13 protein-coding genes are annotated in these 14,918 nt (G+C 58.9%); 4 read left to right on the top strand and 9 right to left on the bottom strand.

Annotated elements, in window-relative coordinates:
- Window position 1: 1 nt before the first annotated feature.
- The 4 genes from ACR0AK_RS19820 to ACR0AK_RS19835 are packed head-to-tail and all read right to left on the bottom strand — an operon-like array spanning window position 2 to window position 6,679.
- Complete coding sequence (locus tag ACR0AK_RS19820; RefSeq protein ID WP_480794667.1) at window positions 2-2,044, bottom strand: hypothetical protein; 2,043 nt, start codon at window positions 2,042-2,044, stop codon at window positions 2-4.
- Entirely contained in the window at window positions 2,041-4,803 is a 2,763-nt protein-coding gene (locus ACR0AK_RS19825; protein ID WP_480794668.1) for a DUF4159 domain-containing protein, read from the bottom strand. Before ACR0AK_RS19825 ends, ACR0AK_RS19820 begins: the two co-directional genes overlap by 4 nt.
- Entirely contained in the window at window positions 4,800-5,675 is an 876-nt protein-coding gene (locus ACR0AK_RS19830; RefSeq protein ID WP_170561857.1) for a DUF58 domain-containing protein, read from the bottom strand. Before ACR0AK_RS19830 ends, ACR0AK_RS19825 begins: the two co-directional genes overlap by 4 nt.
- Window positions 5,672-6,679, bottom strand: a complete 1,008-nt coding sequence (locus tag ACR0AK_RS19835; protein WP_480794669.1) for an AAA family ATPase — start codon at window positions 6,677-6,679, stop codon at window positions 5,672-5,674. Before ACR0AK_RS19835 ends, ACR0AK_RS19830 begins: the two co-directional genes overlap by 4 nt.
- A gap of 64 nt (window positions 6,680-6,743) precedes the next feature.
- Between ACR0AK_RS19835 and ACR0AK_RS19840 the strand changes: the two genes are divergently transcribed.
- The gene (locus ACR0AK_RS19840; RefSeq protein WP_480794670.1) at window positions 6,744-7,322 is read left to right on the top strand and encodes a DUF1285 domain-containing protein; all 579 of its coding nucleotides are present in this window, start codon (window positions 6,744-6,746) and stop codon (window positions 7,320-7,322) included.
- Here ACR0AK_RS19840 and ACR0AK_RS19845 read toward each other — a convergent pair.
- Window positions 7,319-8,257, bottom strand: coding sequence for a DMT family transporter (locus ACR0AK_RS19845; RefSeq protein ID WP_480794671.1), 939 nt, complete (start codon window positions 8,255-8,257; stop codon window positions 7,319-7,321). The two genes, ACR0AK_RS19840 and ACR0AK_RS19845, sit on opposite strands and share 4 nt — an antisense overlap.
- Before the next feature lie 181 nt (window positions 8,258-8,438).
- Here ACR0AK_RS19845 and ACR0AK_RS19850 point away from each other — a divergent pair, with 181 nt between their 5' ends.
- Window positions 8,439-9,203 (top strand): hydroxypyruvate isomerase family protein, encoded by a 765-nt coding sequence (locus ACR0AK_RS19850; RefSeq protein WP_480794672.1) that lies wholly within the window; start codon window positions 8,439-8,441, stop codon window positions 9,201-9,203.
- Window positions 9,204-9,268: 65 nt separating this feature from the next.
- Window positions 9,269-9,499 carry a DUF2798 domain-containing protein gene (locus ACR0AK_RS19855; RefSeq protein ID WP_170561845.1) on the top strand — a complete coding sequence of 77 codons (231 nt, stop codon included), beginning with the start codon at window positions 9,269-9,271 and terminating at the stop codon, window positions 9,497-9,499.
- 57 nt (window positions 9,500-9,556) lie between these two features.
- Here the strand turns inward: ACR0AK_RS19855 and polA are convergent, their stop codons facing one another.
- The 3 genes from polA to ACR0AK_RS19870 all read right to left on the bottom strand — a co-directional run bounded on the left by polA (window position 9,557) and on the right by ACR0AK_RS19870 (window position 13,333).
- Complete coding sequence (gene polA, locus ACR0AK_RS19860; protein WP_480794673.1) at window positions 9,557-12,355, bottom strand: DNA polymerase I; 2,799 nt, start codon at window positions 12,353-12,355, stop codon at window positions 9,557-9,559.
- Window positions 12,356-12,480: 125 nt separating this feature from the next.
- Entirely contained in the window at window positions 12,481-13,143 is a 663-nt protein-coding gene (locus tag ACR0AK_RS19865; RefSeq protein WP_480794674.1) for a YrbL family protein, read from the bottom strand.
- Between the two features lie 13 nt (window positions 13,144-13,156).
- Window positions 13,157-13,333 carry a zinc-finger domain-containing protein gene (locus ACR0AK_RS19870; protein WP_480794675.1) on the bottom strand — a complete coding sequence of 59 codons (177 nt, stop codon included), beginning with the start codon at window positions 13,331-13,333 and terminating at the stop codon, window positions 13,157-13,159.
- An 87-nt stretch (window positions 13,334-13,420) separates the two neighbouring features.
- On the opposite strand from ACR0AK_RS19870, the gene ACR0AK_RS19875 reads away from it, so the two are divergent.
- Window positions 13,421-14,413, top strand: coding sequence for an ABC transporter ATP-binding protein (locus ACR0AK_RS19875; RefSeq protein ID WP_480794874.1), 993 nt, complete (start codon window positions 13,421-13,423; stop codon window positions 14,411-14,413).
- Here the strand turns inward: ACR0AK_RS19875 and ACR0AK_RS19880 are convergent.
- The gene (locus ACR0AK_RS19880) at window positions 14,410-14,874 is read right to left on the bottom strand and encodes a DUF1203 domain-containing protein (protein WP_480794676.1); all 465 of its coding nucleotides are present in this window, start codon (window positions 14,872-14,874) and stop codon (window positions 14,410-14,412) included. The two genes, ACR0AK_RS19875 and ACR0AK_RS19880, sit on opposite strands and share 4 nt — an antisense overlap.
- Window positions 14,875-14,918 lie beyond the last annotated feature (44 nt).

The following is a 14,918-nucleotide window of genomic DNA, read 5'->3' on the forward strand; positions in this document are numbered from 1 at the left end:
CCTAGCGCCGCCCTTCGCGTAGCCATCCAGCCAGAAGGAATCCGCCCGCCAACAGCAAGACAAGCCAAGGCGGCAATAGTCCGGCCTGCGTCACGTCCCGTGTTTCATAGGCGTTGCGCGGGGTCAGACCGATCCACCCGCGCCCCGAAGCGGGGCGCCCGGCACGTACGTCGCGGATCGAGGGCAATCCTTGCTCCAGACGCACCGTACCGCCGCGCAAATCGGACATCACGGGTTCCAACACCTCAGCCGTTGCGATCGTACGCACGAATTCCTTGGGCGCAGCGGGGCCAAGGCCGATAACGGTGGACTGATCCCCTTCCTGCAAGCGATACAGGCCAATCTCAGGCCCGAAATACTGTGCTTCGAACCGCCCCGGAGAGACCTCAGCTAAAGTAACATCCTCTGTTTCACCGTTCGGACGGGTTACGGTGACCGGCCCGACTTCATCCCCCAGTGTCTGGCGGATAATACGCATCGTCTGACCATTGGCTTCGGCCCATAGCGCTTCTTCCTCAAGCTCAGGCTCTTTCATCATCCAATGCGCCAAACGGCGCAGCAACTCAAGCTGCGGTCCACCGCCTTCGAAACCACGGCTCCACAACCAGGCATGATCCGAGGCCAGCAACGCCACGCGCCCCTCGCCAACTCGGTTGAGCACCAGCAAGGGCCGTTCATCCACGCCCGTCATCAAAACCTCACCCGTGCGGTGATTGACATCGATCTGGCGCAGCCATGCGCCCCAGTTTTCCGAGTCACCAAGATCCGTCGTCACCGGATGGCGATGCCCCAGATCAGTCACCATCGGGACATAGCGTTCCTCGATCACCCGCGCGGTTGGCTGCGCTGGCAGGATCGGCGCCAGGGGTGAGCGGAAGATACTGTCGGCGCTGGCAAAATCCGGCCCGGCGGCAACAAGAACGGCACCGCCTTCGTTGATATAGTTGGTGACATTGTCCAGATAAATCGCAGGCAGGATGCCGCGCCGCTTGTATCGGTCAAAAATGATCAGGTCAAAATCGTTGATTTTTTCCAGAAACAGTTCGCGCGTCGGGAAGGCGATCAACGACAGCTCATCCACTGGCACCCCGTCCTGCTTTTCGGGGGGGCGCAGAATGGTAAAGTGCACCAGATCCACGGAACTGTCAGACTTTAGCAGGTTGCGCCATGTCCGCCCACCAGGATGCGGTTCACCCGATACCAGCAAAACCCGCAAACGGTCGCGGACCCCATTCATCTGGATCAGGGCGGTGTTGTTACGGTCGGTCAGTTCGCCCTCGGCCTCCGGAACGGTGAACTGAATCACGTTGCGCCCGCCATGAGGCAGCGTGATCGGCAGCTCAACATCAACGCCAATGGGAATCGTAAATTGTTCGGCTTCGGCCCCATCGACCGAGATTTCAAGAGGTGCCGTTGTGGCCCCAGCAGGTGCTGCACCACTATCCTCAACCCTTAGGGTCAGGGTGACAGGTTCATCAATGATAGCGAAGGCGGGCGCATTTCGGACGATCAGGCGACGATCCCAATCTGTTGCGCGCCCAGTCTGCATAAGGTGCATGGGCGCAGGCAAATCAGGGGCTTGATCGGCGTCATGCACGATACCGTCCGATACAACCAGAATGCCCGCGATCCGCGCGCGCGGCTCTTCGGCCAACGCTTCGTTCAACGCCGCCATCACTTGTGTGCCTTCGTCCCCGTCACCATCACCCACCTTGATCCGGCGCAGTTCCGTATTGTTGCGGGATTCAATCTCAACCGCCAGTGCCTCGGCGGCTTGTGCTGTCTGATCCGCCCGGTCTGAAAGTGTCTGACTTGCGCTTTCGTCCTCAATCATCAGAACGATATCGGTCAATGGCGCGCGATCTTCGATTTGGTACACCGGCCCCGACAAGGCCGCGATCACAACCAGCGCAGCAAGTCCACGCAAAGCCCAACCAGACAGACCGCGCCACAGGGCCAGAATAACCCCGGCGACAGCAATCGCGGCCACAATGACCAGAACGGACCACGGGATCAGCGGATCAAATATGACTGTTCCTGTCATTGTCCTAACCTGTCCAGCAAGGCAGGCACGTGCACCTGATCCGATTTGTAGTTCCCGGTCAGCACGTGCATCACCAGGTTGACGCCGAAACGACTTGCCAGCTCGCGCTGCCGTTCACCAGCATATCCGCGGCCAACCGGCAACAGCGCCTGACCATTGCGATCAATGGCCCAGGCCGCGCCCCAGTCATTGCCGCCAATCACCACCGGCGTCACGTTGTCATTAAGGTTGCGAAACGGCATACCCTCAATCTGCTCGGCATCCATCGGTGCAGCCTCGACCCACACTTCAGTGCCCGCATACCGACCCGGAAAATCCTGCAGAAGGTAGAAGGCGCGAGTTAGCACATGGTCACGTGGTACAGGCTCTAATGAAGGGATATTCAGCGGGGCTGCGATCTGTTGCAGTTTACGCCCATTCGGGCTGGCAGCACCAAAGCGCGCTACATCCGCGTCACGCGTGTCGAACAGGATCATTCCGCCCGAACGCAAGTAAGCGTTGAGCTTGGCATACGCTTCGGCCGACGGTTGCGGTTGATCAGGCGAGATAGGCCAATAGAGCAACGGGAAAAACGCCAGCTCGTCCCGCTCCAGATCCACGCCGATGGGTTCTGCCGGTTCAACCGAGGTGCGGTAAAACAACGTCTGAGCCAACCCACGCATCCCCGCGGCTGCAATATCGTCAACCTGCTGATCACCGGTCAGGACATGCGCCAGAACCAACTCCTGCGTGGCGCTTAAGGCGAAATCGGTACCCTCGGGCGTTTGCGCCTGCGCCTCGGGCACCAGTAAGACGGCTCCCAACGCGACCGCCGCTGCCTTAGCCAATCCCAGACGCCCGGACAATGCCAGCGAGGCGATGACGTCCACCGTCAGCAACAACAATGCAAGGCTCAGCAAGATGCCTCCTATGGGTGTCTCGGTGCTGACCTCCTGCCCCTTGATCGGAACATCCGATGGCCAGAGCGCCGGGCTAAGGACCGTTTCATCGTTCAGAACATTGCGGGCCAGCTTCTGTTTGCCGCTTTCATAAAGCCCGGGCCGTAGATCGGGACCGATCGGGCCGGTTACAAGTTCGACGCCATCGACACCCGCCAGATTGCCAGCATCAGACAGAACGCCAAAGCCATCCATAACCTGAATCGGTTCCCACGTGGTGCCTTGCAACTGCGACTCCTGCCTTGATTTTGCCGCTGATGCCACCGCTAGCCGGTCCAGCATTTCGACGAACAACCCCGACAAAGGCAGGCTGGACCATTCGGCATCCGCCGTCACATGGAACAACACCACCTGCCCCAGTCCCAGCGCTTTTCGGGTCACCAATGGTGTGCCATCCGACAGTGAGGCAATGACGCGATCCGCCAGATTAGGGTCTGGTTGCGCCATGACTTGTGTGGTCACCGTGACATCTTCTGGCACCTGCAGCCCATAGAAGGGCGAGTTTTCCGGGAAAGGTGCCAGCCCCTTGGCTTCGCCCCAGCTCATAGCACCACCGACCGAACGTCCGCCGCTGCGCAAACGCACCGGCAGCAAGGTATCTTCGGCATCCCGGCCAAGATCGCTGGCCGCCATACGCGGGCCGGCAAACCGCAATAGCAATCCCCCCTGTTCCACCCATTCAACCAATGCCACCTGTTCGGATCCGGCCAGATTGGCTACGTCAGCCATCACGATCACATCGGGATTGGCGGGCAGGACTTCCAGCAGGCCACCTTCGACGAAATCCGCCGTGGGGATCAGGACCTGGGTCAGGTAATGCAGCGGCGACAACAGCTCTAAACCTTCGCGGTTCAGGGTTCCGGCGATCAAGGCGACCTCGCGCCGCCGCAGGCTGTCGTCTGTCAGCGTGACGGCACCCGCCGAACGCTCGCCCTGAATTTCAAACCGGGTGATGCGCGCGCGCAATTCAGAAGGCAACGACAGTTCCACCTGCGCCTGTGTTTCACCGCTGGCAAACTCTAGCTCGGCGGATTGCAGGACACGCATTGCCCCGGCCGGATCACGTCCCTGCGCCAAAACAGTGATGCGGTCTGCCGGCCCGGGTTCTGCGCGTTGCGCCGTCAATTGAATGACGCCGTCCTGATACGTGGCAGGCAGAATGGCGATTGCAGGCGTCGGTGCCTGATAGACAGTAACATCGCCGCGCGCACGCAGGGCGGACAGGATCGCGTCATGCCCGTCATAGCTCAAACGGTCACTGAACCAATGGGTGTCGAACCTGCCATAGGCCTGATCCAAGGCCGTTAGAGCCAATTCGATCTGCGCTTCGGTCGGTTGCCACGGCGTCGGGGTCAATCCCGGCAGACGGCCGCGCCATGCTTCAGCAGCCTGAAACACAGGAGCTTCGGGTTCGGTCAGGCGAAGGATGGCGACGGTACGACCCGCGCGCCCGGCTTCGGTCAGTTGCGCATCAATCTGATCCAGCGTCGTAGACCAGCGGGTGGCACCCGCCCAACTGGCATCCAGCACCAGCAGCAACGGACCCGACCCCGCCTGATCGCGCGAAGGGTTCAGAACCGGCCCAGCCAATCCAATAATGATCGCAGCCGCCGCCAGCATCCGCAGCAACAACAACCACCACGGTGTCCGGTCCGAGACGCTCTCATCATCCTTCAGCCCCAACAGCAGCGTCACTGCCGGGAACAGCCGGCGGATCGGCGCAGGTGGCACGGCGCGCAGGATCAACCACAGGATCGGCAAGGTTAGTAGACCCAGCAACAACCAGGGTGCGGTAAAGCCGATGCCCGCCAGAACCGTCATCCCGTACCCCCATCCAGCGCACGATAGAGCCACAACAGAGCCGCTTGGGCACTTTCACCAGTGTGATGCAGCCCCAGCTGCCAGCCCGTTTCGCGGCACAAATGGGTCAGCGCATCCTTGCGTTTCGCAAGTCGTTCCAGATACCGCTCGCGCAGCTCTCCGGCCTTTAGCGTTTCATGGCGAACAGAACCGCCGACGCTTTCAAAGATCGTACGACCGCGATAGGGAAAAGTCTCTTCTCCGGGATCAAGAACCTGCAGGACCAAACCCCGCACACCGCGATCTGCAGCTTTGGTCAGGGCCAGTTCGACCTCTTCCAATGGGCCAAGGAAATCAGAAATGAACACGGCGCGGGCGTGTGGGATCATGGCGCGGTGTTCGGGGGGCGTGTAGTCGGTCTCGGCGTCTTCGGACCACGCCTCTGCCAGACGAATGATTTGGGCGTTGCCACGTCGTGGCGGCAAGGTCGTTCCGGTCAGGCCCACACGCTCGCCACCGCGCACAAGAAGAATAGCCGTAGCCAAACCCAGAAGGCGGGCGCGGTCGGCCTTGGTGGGCAGGTTTTTGTCGGAAGCAAACCGCATCGAAGCGCCCTGATCGACCCACAGCATTACCGATTGCGCAATCTGCCACTCGCGTTCCCGCACGAATTGCTGATCCCCACGTGCCGACCGACGATGGTCGATCATGCGGCGGCTGTCGCCAATCTGGGCCGGACGGTATTGCCAGAAATCATCGCCAAGTCCCGCGCGGCGTCGACCGTGATCACCCAGCAGGACCGTGCCGGCCAGCTGCTCGGCCCGCGCCAAGAGCGGCGGCAGCCGGGACGCCTCGGCTTCGGATCTTTCGCGAAGGGTCAGAGCGGCATTCACGCCGCAGCCTCGGTGCGCACCAGACCGGCGGCGGTGGACTCAATCAAGTCAGCAAGGCTGTCACCGCGCGCCCGTGCCGCAAAGTTCAAGGCCATCCGGTGGCTAAGCACCGGGCGGGCCATGTCCAGCACGTCCTCGGCATTCGGTGCCAATCGGCCCTGCAGCATCGCCCGTGCACGCACCGTCATCATCAGCGCTTGTGCAGCACGAGGGCCAGGACCCCAAGCCACGGTTTCAGCGACACGTTCAGAAACACCTGCCTCTTCAGGGCGGAAGGCGCGGACCAGATCAAGGATCAGCTCCACAACCGAATCCCCCACTGGCATCCGGCGCAAAAGCACCTGCGCGGCCAACAATTCCTCTTTGCTGAAAATCTCGTGCGCTTCTTCCTGTTCGACACCTGTCGTTGCCAAAAGAATGTCGCGCTCGGTCTGTCGATCCGGATAGTCCACGTCGATCCGCACCAGGAAACGGTCCAGTTGTGCCTCGGGCAACGGATAGGTGCCCTCTTGTTCGATCGGGTTTTGCGTCGCCAATACGTGGAACGGTTCACCCAACGATCGGTCTTCACCGGCCACAGTCACGGTGCGTTCCTGCATCGCCTGCAACAACGCCGACTGTGTACGCGGGCTGGCGCGGTTGATCTCGTCCGCCATCAGCAACTGGCAGAAGATCGGGCCGGAAATAAAGCGAAAGTGGCGGCTGCCATCCTCGGCGGTGTCCAAAACCTCGGACCCCAGAATATCGGCGGGCATCAGGTCGGGCGTGAACTGGATGCGGTTTCCATGCAGGCCCATCACGGTCGAAAGCGTCTCAACCAATCGCGTTTTGCCCAGACCTGGCAAACCGATCAGCAAGGCGTGCCCACCACACAGCAGCGCGGTCAGCGTCAGGTCCACGACCCTTTCCTGTCCGATAAAGCGACGGGTGATCGAGGCCTTGGCCTCTTGTAGTTTGAATTCCAGCGCTTCGATCTCGGACACGAGGTCGGCAGGTTCGGTCATGACTTTCCCTTCCGTGGACTAATATGATTGAAGTGTATCGCGCGAAAAGGAAATGGCAAAAGCAATGAGCGGACAAAAACCTGTGACACCCTCTCCGGACGGGCTGGCGGCCTCGGTCAAGGCGGCCAAAACCAGGGGTTTACCCCCTGTTCACCTTTGGAATCCTCCGTTTTGCGGCGATCTGGACATCCATATCGCAAAAGATGGGTCTTGGACTTATTTAGGGTCGCCCATCAATCGGTTCGAGCTTGTGAAGCTTTTTTCCTCAATTCTTAAGAAAGAAGGCGACAAATACTATCTGGTCACACCAGTGGAAAAAGTGGGAATCACTGTCGCAGATGCGCCGTTTTTGGCCGTAGACTTTGACGTAACGGGCGCGGGTCAGGCCCAAAACCTGACATTTACGACACAAGTCGGTGATATCGCGATTGCCGGCCCGGACCACCCGATCAGGATTGTCATTGATTCCGCGACAGATGAGCCATCCCCTTATGTATTGGTTCGCGCAAACCTAGAGGCTCGCATAGATCGCAAGAGCTTTTACCGCCTTGTGGATATCGCCACACACAAAGATGAGTGGTTCGGTGTCTGGTCCGGCGGGCAGTTTTTCCCGCTGATCCGCTCGGAAGACCTGACCGGTTAGGCGGCTCTGGCGGATCGCCGTTCCTGTGCCAGAATAACCGCCATTGCAACGATCCCTGCGCCCAGCGCACGGGTCCAGTTCCATTCTTCGCCCAGTACCAGCATGATCAGCATCACGTAGAAAGGGGCAACGTTGATGTGGAAGGACGACAGCGCGACGCCCAGTTTCCCAATCGAAGCGATGAACAGAACCTGACTCAGCCCCATCGACACCAGTGCGTAGATCACCAACATCCCGGCCTGCTGGATGTCAAATGATGTTGCGGGCATGAAATCCATTCCCAACTGCGCCGATCCGAACACAAGCAGCGACGCCATCAGCAAACCACCGACAAACGTGATGGTGGTGCGCCCGACCCTGCTCAGTTCCGGAAAATCCCGGGCGGTCGCCATGCTGGCCCAGCAGAACAAACCGGTCGAAACGACGGCGCACGCGGCACCCAACCCCAGCTGGGCAGGCGCCAAGGCGCTTGTGGCAATCAGGCCGCCGACAATTGAAACAACGACGCCCAGTGCAAAATTCCACCTCAGCCGGCGTGTCCCAGCAGCCAGTTCTAACAGCGTCGCCATCAAAGGCGCGCACGACGCGACAATCGCGACAGTCACCGGGTCAGTCAGTTTTTGCGCCACGATCATCAGGAACATCGCCACCCCAATGCCGCAACCGCCGACAATCATCGCGTGCCGCCAACGGGCGGAAAGAACCCGGCGCGGCCCGTCGATCAGCATCCAGATCGGCACCATAACGACCACGGCCAATGCCAGACGTGCGGTCAGCAAGGCGACGGGGGGCCACGTCTGCAACAACACCTCAGCCGCCGGAAAGCCAGCCGCCCAGGTCAGCATGGAGGCCACAGCCAACCCATTGCCCGACAAAGCAGAATTCTGTCCCGCAGACACAGATATGGTGTTCCCGCGCACGGGGTCAGGGCTCATCGCCATCGTGTTAAAACCTTTTGTTAGCACGGCGCTCTGAAATGATTCGCCGCGTTGTCCCGAACCTCGCTGATTCATTCGGCGCGTTCTGGTCGAATTTCGACAAACTGTCGTTTTCAGTCTCTTTCGCTGAAATCACCACGCGGATAAGGTCAGCGCAGCAGCAATCCAAAGGCCAAATATGCCAAAATTCGCAGCGAATATTTCCCTGCTCTTTGCCGAGCTTCCTTACCTCGACCGGTTTCAGGCCGCTGCGGAGGCCGGGTTTAAAGCTGTCGAGGTTTTGTTCCCCTACGAATTGGCTGCCAAGGAAACTCATCGCGCTCTGCTCGCCAACGGGCTCGATCTGGTTTTGATCAATGCCCCCCCGCCCAATTACACCGGGGGTGAACCCGGCTACGCCGCCATTCCAGGGGGTGAAGGTCGATTCCAATCGGATATCCGCCGCGTTCTGCGCTATGCTGAGGTTCTGCGCCCAAAGCTCATCCACATCATGTCAGGGTATTCCTCTGGTCCGGATGCGTTTGCGTGCTTGGTCCATAACCTGCAATGGGCGGCTGACCTGGCACCGCAACAACAGTTTACGATCGAGCCACTGAACCCGGTTTCTCAACCCGATTACTTCCTGAATGACTATGATCTGGCGGTCAGGGTTCTGGACTATGTGGACCGCCCGAATGTCGGATTGCAATATGACAGCTTTCACGCTCACATGATTCACGGTGACGCATTGGCCGTCTGGGAACAGTTTCACGACAAGATCACACATGCCCAGATCGGAGCAGCGCCCGACCGCTCTGAACCTGGGCGCGGCCCCATAGATTTCACGCGACTGTTTGCAGCGATGGAGAACAGTGGCTATGCCAATTGGGTCAGTGCCGAATACACCCCTTCTACACACCGCACGGCCACATCACTTGGCTGGATGGGACAACACGTCACCTGATCCTGTCTGGCAATTGAGCGGAAAGTATCTAAAAACGGGGCGTCGCGACCTTAAGGATACCCGAAATGATCCCTGCCCGTTTTGCCCATGCCGTATTTGGCCTGATCATGTCTGGCTTGATGTCCTGTATCGTCACCGGCATTGCAACTGTCAAAGCAGTTGGGTTCGGACCATCCACTTTAGGCGACTGGATGGGATCATGGGCATTTTGCTGGCCAATCGCCTTTGCCGTCATACTGACCCTTGGGCCCACCGTGAAACGCAAGGTCGAGGGCTGGGTCAGACCGCAGGACTGACCCGCTGCGAAGAGGGCCCGCCGGGCCTGATGAGCAGCGCCACCGTCTTTTCTAAAGCTAGTGCGCCTCGGCCCAATTTGCGCCTTGTCCGGCATCCACGCTCAGCTTGACGTCCAGTTTTACCGCCGGGTCCGAGGCCCCTTCCATGACGTCACGTGCGACGTCAATCACTTGATCCACTGAACCCTCGGCCACTTCGAACAGCAATTCGTCATGCACCTGCAGCAGCATTTTTGCAGGCAAACCGTTGATCGCATCCGGCATCCGTACCATCGCGCGTCGGATCACATCGGCCGCTGTGCCCTGAATCGGTGCGTTGATTGCCGCCCGGCGCGAGAAGCCTGCATGTGGTCCTTTGGCGTTGATCTCGGGCGTGTGGATTTTGCGACCGAAAAGCGTCTGCACATAGCCATGTTCTTTAGCGAAAGCGACGGTGTCGTCCATATACCGGCGAATACCCGGGAAGCGTTCGAAATAGCGGTCGATGAACCCCTGCGCCTCGGCCCGCGGAATGCGCAAGTTACGCGCCAGACCAAAGCCCGAAATGCCATAGATCACACCAAAGTTGATTGCCTTGGCTTGCCGGCGGATATCCGGCGTCATCTCGTCCAGCGGCACATCGAACATCTCGGACGCCGTCATGGCGTGAATGTCCAAACCATCCGAAAACGCCTGTTTCAGGGCCGAAATATCGGCAATATGGGCCAAAATCCGCAACTCAATCTGGCTATAGTCGAGGCTGACCATCACATTCCCCGGTTCGGCAACGAATGCCTCGCGAATACGGCGGCCTTCCTCAGTCCGAACTGGAATGTTTTGCAAGTTCGGATCGGTCGAAGCCAGGCGGCCCGTGTTCGCACCAGTGATCGAATAGGACGTGTGCACACGCCCGGTATCCGGGTTGATATGGGTCTGCAGCGCGTCCGTATAGGTCGACTTAAGCTTGCTCAACTGCCGCCAGTCCAACACCCGGCGCGGCAACTCATGCTCGGTCGCAAGATCCTCAAGAATGTCCGCACCAGTCGAGTATTTCCCGGTCTTGCCCTTCTTGCCTCCCTCAAGGCCCATCTTGTCGAACAGGATCTCACCCAGCTGCGCGGGCGAGCCGACGTTGAAATTCTCACCCGCCAATTCATGTATTTCAGCCTCTAATCCGGCCATTTTTTGCGCAAACGCGTTGGACATGCGGCTCAGAACATCGCGGTCGACCTTGATGCCATGCATTTCCATCTCGGCCAGAACCGGCACCAGCGGACGTTCGAGCGTCTCATATACCGTTGTCACCTGGACCTGATGCAGTTGCGGCTTGAACAGTTTCCACAGGCGCAGCGTTATATCAGCATCTTCGGCCGCATAGGCCGTTGCCTCATCGATCGGCACCTTGTCGAAGGTGATCGCTGACTTGCCCGAACCCAGCAGAGGCTTGATAGGGATCGGCGTGTGGCTCAGATAGCGTTCCGACAAGGTATCCATGCCATGCCCATGCTCACCCCCATGCATCGCATAAGACATCAGCATCGTGTCATCGATTGGGGCCACGTCGACGCCGTACCGCTTGAATATCTTGGCATCGTATTTCATGTTCTGCCCGATCTTCAGGATCGACGGGTCCTCAAGCATCGGTTTTAACAGTGTCAGAGCCTCATCCGGCGGCATCTGTCCTTCGGCCAATGCATCCGACCCGAACAAATCATCCGTTGCGCTTTCGCGGTGAATCAGAGGGACATAGCAAGCCTCACCTGCCTCAACGCACAGTGAAATACCAACCAGTTCAGCGATCATTTCATTCAGCCCGGTGGTTTCGGTATCCACCGCAACCCAGCCGCGTTCATACGTCTGATCAATCCACCTTTGCAGCGCGCTCGCATCGCGCACGCATTCATATTTCGTCGCATCAAAAGGGATGGCCTCAGCCTCGGCCTGTTCGACCACCGGTGCAGGCGCATCGGCGATCACCGGAGCCTCAGCCCCCAGCTTGTCAGCGATCCGCTTAGTGAGGGTGCGGAACTCCATCTCGGCCAGAAAACCCAGCAGGGTGTCCGGTTCGGGGTCTTTGACCTCTAGATCGTCCAGCGTGAAATCTAGCGGTGTGTTCTCGTCCAGCTGCACCAGTTTCTTCGACAGCTCGATCTGGTCGCGCTTTTCGATCAGCGTCTGGCGGCGTTTGGGTTGTTTGATCTCTTCCGCGCGGTCCAGCAGCGTTTCCAGATCGCCATATTCGTTGATCAGCAAGGCCGCCGTCTTGACCCCGATCCCCGGCGCGCCCGGCACGTTATCAACACTGTCCCCTGCTAAGGCCTGCACATCCACCACGCGCTCGGGTCCCACGCCAAACTTCTCAACCACGCCGTCCCGATCGATCCGCTTGTTCTTCATAGCGTCGAGCATTTCAACGCCGCCGCCAACCAGCTGCATCAGGTCTTTGTCGGAGCTGACGATGGTCACACGCCCACCCGCCTCGCGCGCCTGCACGGCCAGGGTCGCAATGATGTCGTCGGCCTCGTACCCTTCCAATTCCTTGCAGGCGATGTTGAACGCTTTGGTGGCCTCACGGGTCAGCGGCATCTGCGGTCGCAGGTCTTCGGGCATCGCCTCGCGATTGGCTTTATAGAGGTCGTACAAATCGTTACGGAACGTGTGCGAGCCCTTGTCGAAAATCACTGCCACGTGAGTCGGTGCATCCGGACCGGCGTTCCCCTCTACATATTTCTGCAACATGTTGCAAAAGCCCGAAACGGCGCCAATCGGCAAGCCATCCGATTTCCGTGTAAGCGGCGGCAGCGCATGGTAAGCCCTGAAAATAAAGGCCGATCCGTCGATCAGATGCAGATGACACCCTTTTCCAAAATTGCTCATGTGCGCGCTCCGTTCTGGTTGGAAACGGTTCTGCCACAGGGCCGCGCGGGTGGCCAGCAAAGAAGGTGATCAATCCGCACAAGAGTGCCGGGAAACTGCGCCGGATAGGTAACGCAGGTCGTCAGTCACGCGGCGCGGAATTCCTGTCGCGTCCTGTCCCAGATCAGTCCAACACGCTCGGCAATGCCGTTCATCTGCTTGTGCAGAGATCGGTCATTCAATCTGCGGCTCAGTGTGCGCAAGGGAACAAGATTGCGTTCTCCATACCCGTCGATCAGCAGAAACATTCGGGTTTGGTTGCGCAGCCCGTAAACGATGTTGGTCTCGTGAATATCGCGAGCAACCACCTGAAGCTGGAACAGCTTTTTGGCAAAACTGTTCAATTCATTCAAAAGATCTTTGCTCAACGCGCCTTTCTCGCACAACCGCGCAAGGGGATGTGCGAGTTGCCCGTCATCGGTTTCGATCCGTTCCACGATGATCGCCGGGCCAATGTCAGTTTGCGCTATGCCAAAACATCTTGCCAAGGGCAGGTGCTCGATATCAGTACCGCTTTTCAACGCGGCCTTCATCTCGCCCTCGATTTCCTTCAGCGCATTTCGATAAGCGGAATCGGGCATAAGCTGCCGTATCAGCCGTTTTGCGAAAGATCGGTTGGGCCGTTTACGCGGGCGCGTCACCTTTATCAGCAAATGTGATTGCCCCGGACAGGCATACACATCTCGGTGCCCGCCTGTGGCAATCGGGTCCTGATCCGACACTCGCAAAAGCTGCACTGCAAAAAGCATCCGGCCTCCGAGATTACTTTGCGTTCTGCTCCGACAGCACGTATTTGCAATCGCAGTAAGGGCATTCGACCCAGCCAGTATCCTCAGGGATCTGCAACCAAACGCGCGGATGTCCCAATGCGCCTTCGCCACCGTCACAGGCGACACGGGCGGTTTCGACAAACTTGGTTTCCGGTGCATCAAGTGTCACGGCTGGCGATCCTTCACTGGTTGTCGGCCTCGCGGGCATGCATTAGGTGCGTTTATGAGCGATGAGCAAACCGGGGGCAAGGGTCTCATGACTGATGCGGCAATCAGGATCGAAGGGCTGCGCAAAACCTATCGCGGCGGCAAAGGCCAGCCCGAGAAACAGGCGCTTAAGGGCATTGACCTGACCATTCCGCGCGGATCGGTGTTCGGCCTTCTGGGTCCGAACGGGGCCGGAAAATCGACCCTGATCAACATTCTGGCTGGTCTGGTGGTGAAATCGGCAGGTTCCGTGTCGATCTGGGGTTTTGATCAGGATCGAAATCCACGCCAATCCCGCGCCGCAATTGGCGTGATGCCACAGGAGTTGAACCTGGACCCGTTTTTCACTCCGCGTGGCGCATTGGAAGTCCAGGCAGGTCTGTACGGTGTGCCCAAATCCGAACGGTGCAGCAATGAAATCCTTGAGCTGGTCGGCCTCAGTGACAAGGCCGAGGCCTATGCCCGCACCCTGTCAGGCGGGATGCGGCGGCGGTTGCTGTTGGCCAAGGCGCTGGTACACCACCCCAAGATCCTTGTTCTGGACGAACCAACGGCGGGCGTGGATATTGAACTGCGTCAGATGCTGTGGGCCAATGTGCGCAAGCTGAACGAACAGGGCATGACCATCATCCTGACCACGCATTACCTGGAAGAAGCGCAAGAGATGTGTGACGAGATTGCCATTATCAACCACGGGGAAAAGATTGCGCAAGACAGCACTGCCAACCTGCTCGGGCGCATGGATAGTCGCACCATGGTCATCGTTCCCGATAGCCCCGTCATTGATCTTCCGGTAACTGAGGGAGTCGAGGCCACCTTGCGCGACGATGGCAGCCTTGTCCTGCAATACCGCAGCGCCCAAACCAGCGCCGAGGAGGCGCTGGAAGCTGTACGCACGGCAAATATCCGCATCCGCGACGTCCGTACCGAAGAGGCTGATCTAGAAGACGTGTTCCTCGCGCTGACGTCCAGCCGTTTAGAGGACGCACCGGCCGATGATCCGGATCAGCCGCGCCGGGGAATGCACAGGGTCAAGCTTTAGGCTCGGTCGATCCGCACCTGGTAGCAGTTGTTTCTCGCGGACCGGACGTGGATGTAAGCGACATCCGGGCGGGCAAAGATATCTCTGACTTGCGCACCGATCTGATCCGTAGGCGTGATCGCCCCAGTGCCATAAACGATGCGGTCATTTGTGCCATAACCTTTGATTAGGTAGTCAGGCGATGAGGTCAAAATTTCGGGCATCTCATTTTTGTCGAAACGTTCACAAGGCGCCGCACACAGAAAGATCGGGCCGGTTTCTGCGTAGGAATGTGTCTCTAAAAAAGGTCTATGGGCTAAAACCAGCATTTCTTCGCCCTCGGGGATGTTTTGCAAACAATGGCGGCAGGGATTGCCCGCGCCGGTCGAAATGGCGCGTTCGGGCGTTGCGCCATATGCATCGGGATGACCGGCCTGAAGGGCGCGCACGTCGTCAGTTGGTAATGCGGTGATCTTAAACATTTCGGGTCTCCTTTTTTCCTACATTGTCCATGAGGCCGACCCCA

Source organism: Ruegeria sp. BI12 (assembly GCF_056537985.1).

What these genes read in the sequence shown, in the direction of transcription:
- ACR0AK_RS19845 (WP_480794671.1), bottom strand. Translation starts at nt 8,257, where the DNA reads ATGAGCCCTGACCCCGTGCGCGGGAACACCATATCTGTGTCTGCGGGA.
- ACR0AK_RS19835 (WP_480794669.1), bottom strand. Translation starts at nt 6,679, where the DNA reads ATGACCGAACCTGCCGACCTCGTGTCCGAGATCGAAGCGCTGGAATTC.
- ACR0AK_RS19880 (WP_480794676.1), bottom strand. Translation starts at nt 14,874, where the DNA reads ATGTTTAAGATCACCGCATTACCAACTGACGACGTGCGCGCCCTTCAG.
- ACR0AK_RS19865 (WP_480794674.1), bottom strand. Translation starts at nt 13,143, where the DNA reads ATGCTTTTTGCAGTGCAGCTTTTGCGAGTGTCGGATCAGGACCCGATT.
- ACR0AK_RS19825 (WP_480794668.1), bottom strand. Translation starts at nt 4,803, where the DNA reads ATGACGGTTCTGGCGGGCATCGGCTTTACCGCACCCTGGTTGTTGCTG.
- polA (WP_480794673.1), bottom strand. Translation starts at nt 12,355, where the DNA reads ATGAGCAATTTTGGAAAAGGGTGTCATCTGCATCTGATCGACGGATCG.
- ACR0AK_RS19820 (WP_480794667.1), bottom strand. Translation starts at nt 2,044, where the DNA reads ATGACAGGAACAGTCATATTTGATCCGCTGATCCCGTGGTCCGTTCTG.
- ACR0AK_RS19850 (WP_480794672.1), top strand. Translation starts at nt 8,439, where the DNA reads ATGCCAAAATTCGCAGCGAATATTTCCCTGCTCTTTGCCGAGCTTCCT.
- ACR0AK_RS19855 (WP_170561845.1), top strand. Translation starts at nt 9,269, where the DNA reads ATGATCCCTGCCCGTTTTGCCCATGCCGTATTTGGCCTGATCATGTCT.
- ACR0AK_RS19840 (WP_480794670.1), top strand. Translation starts at nt 6,744, where the DNA reads ATGAGCGGACAAAAACCTGTGACACCCTCTCCGGACGGGCTGGCGGCC.
- ACR0AK_RS19875 (WP_480794874.1), top strand. Translation starts at nt 13,421, where the DNA reads ATGACTGATGCGGCAATCAGGATCGAAGGGCTGCGCAAAACCTATCGC.